1 protein-coding gene is annotated in these 2507 nt (G+C 65.1%); it reads right to left on the bottom strand.

All coding sequences use genetic code 11. The annotated features are described in order from the left end of the window. Window positions 1–149 precede the first annotated feature (149 nt). On the bottom strand, window positions 150–2324 hold the full coding sequence (locus ACVOMB_RS20935) for a glycoside hydrolase family 3 N-terminal domain-containing protein (protein ID WP_481532917.1): 2175 nt from the start codon (window positions 2322–2324) through the stop codon (window positions 150–152). Window positions 2325–2507 lie beyond the last annotated feature (183 nt).

Raw genomic sequence — 2507 nt, 5'->3', positions numbered from 1 at the left:
TCCGACATCTGTAGTGCTGAGCCATGCTCGGCAGGGGCTCTACTGGTAAAGCCTCTTGCCGAGCATGGCTCGGCACTACCTGGAGCACAGCATACCCCTCCCCAACCCTCCCCTTGCCTGCGGCAAAGGGAGGGAGCAAAACGTCTGGATCAGGGGCCCAGCAGCTCGAAGCTCACCGCTTCGCCGCTCACCGACGAAGCACATACCCACACATCAAACAGGCCCGGCTCGGCGGTGTAGTCGCCGTCCACACCGGTGAACGCCAGCTGTTGGCGGTCCAGACGGAACTCCACCTCTACCGAAGCACCGGCTGTCACCATCACCTTCTGGAAGGCTTTCAACTCGCGCACCGGGCGTACCCGGCTGGCGACGCGATCGTGCACGTACAACTGCACCACTTCCTCACCCGCGACCGTACTGGTGTTGCGGACATTGGTACGTATCACAAGCGCGCCATCCCAATCCAACTGCGGCGTGCTCAGCCGCGGCGTTTCATATTCAAAGAGCGCATAGCCAATGCCATGGCCGAACGCATACAAGGCCGTATTCGGAAACTCACGCCAGCGCGATTTGAACTCCGACATGGTCGGCAGCTCCGGGCGGCCGCTACGCGGATGACTATAGAAATACGGCTGCTGGCCCGAGGCATGCGGAAAGCTCACCGGCAGGCGTGCCGAGGGGCTGTAGTCGCCGAACAGGATATCGGCCAGTGCATGCCCATTCTGCGTACCCAGGTACCAGGTCACCGCAATGGCCTGTGCATCGCGCACCGCACCTTGCAGCGCCAGCGCACGACCATTGCGCAGCAGCACCACCAGCGGCGTGCCGGTGGCGGCGACCGCTTCTGCCAATGCCTGCTGTGCCGGTGGCAAGGTGATCTCCACCCGCGATTGCGCTTCACCGCTGTAACGCTGCGGCTCGCCAACTGCCAGCACCACCACGTCAGCACGCTGCGCTGCAGCGACCGCTGCTTCGATGCCACCTTCCTGCGGATCTTCCAAGGCGCAGCCTGCCACGACTTCCAATGCCGCTGCGTCGCCAAGGGCAGCACATACGCCACTTTCCAGTGTTACGTAGCGCGACTTGTCGCCGAACAAGGTCCAGCAGCCTTCGATGTTGTCGCGGTCCTGCACGAACGGACCTATCAATGCGATCTTCTGGCCCTGCTTCTTCAGCGGAAGCAAATCGCCGTCATTCTTCAGCAATACGACCGAACGGCGCGCGGTATCGCGCGCCAGTGCATCGTGTTCTGCGATATGCGATTGGTCGGCTTCGCGCTGCGGGTCCAGCGAACGGTAGGGGTTGTCGAACAGACCGATGGCATCCTTCAAGCGCAGGATGCGCCGCACCGATTCGTCGAGCACGGCGACCGGCACGTCGCCGGCGTGCACCAGTCCGGCCAGATGCTGATCGTAGAAGCCGCTCTGCATGCTCAGGTCGAGCCCGGCCAGGAACGCCTTGCGAGTCGCGTCCACTTCATCGGCCGCATAGCCGTGTGCGATCAGTTCCATGTCGGCGGTGTAGTCGGAAACCACCACGCCCTCGAACTTCCATTCGTTGCGCAGCAGATCGGTCAGCAGCGCACGGTTGGCGCTGGCCGGCACACCGTTGATGTCGTTGAAGGCGCTCATCAGTGACAACGCGCCGGCATCCAGCGCGGCCTTGAACGGCGGCAGATGCACATCGCGCAACGTCTGCGGCGAGATATCCACCTGCGCGTACTCCATACCTGCAGCAACCGCGCCGTATGCAGCGAAGTGTTTGGGCGTGGCCAACAGCGAATCTTCGGCGGTCAGGTCATCGCCCTGGAAACCACGCACGCGCGCGGCGGCGAATTCGCAGCCCAGCACCACGTCTTCACCTGCCCCTTCGGCCCCCCGCCCCCAGCGCTGATCGCGGGCGATATCCACCGCCGGCGCATAGGTCCAATGGATGCCGGCGGCAGTCGCTTCGATGGCGGTGGCGCGTGCAGTGCGGCGAGCAAGATCCGGCTCGAAGCTGGCGGCCTCGCCCAGCGGAATCGGGAACACGGTACGCATGCCATGGATCACGTCGGAGGCAAGGATGACCGGAATGCCCAGACGGCTTTCTTCCAGCGCCACCTGCTGGATGCGCCGGCCCAGCTCGGCGCCGACACCATTGAACAGCGAACCGACCCGGCCGGCACGCACCTGCTCCAGCACCTGCTCGGCATTGCGCACATTGGCCTCCGGGTTCACGTCCGGGGCGAACGGCCGGACCATGTCGGCAAATACGCTCAGCTGGCCGACTTTCTCGTCGACGGTCATGCGGGAAATCAGGGATTCAATGCGGTCGGGGGCCACCGGCAGTCCTTCATGTAAACGCTTTCAAGCGGGCAATTCTAGCGCTACAAGCGTGAAGCGGCAGCCGCACGGCTGCACCTGTAGTGGGGGGGGGGGGGGGGGGGGGGGGGGGGGGGGGGGGGGGGGGGGGGAGCGGGGCCGCGGCGGGGCGGGGGCGGGCGCCCCGCCGCCGGGCCCGGGGGC

The organism is Stenotrophomonas sp. STEN018, from assembly GCF_056760235.1.
The sequence above is the reverse complement of the archived record's forward strand: the minus strand, read 5'-3'. Positions and strand labels throughout refer to the sequence as shown.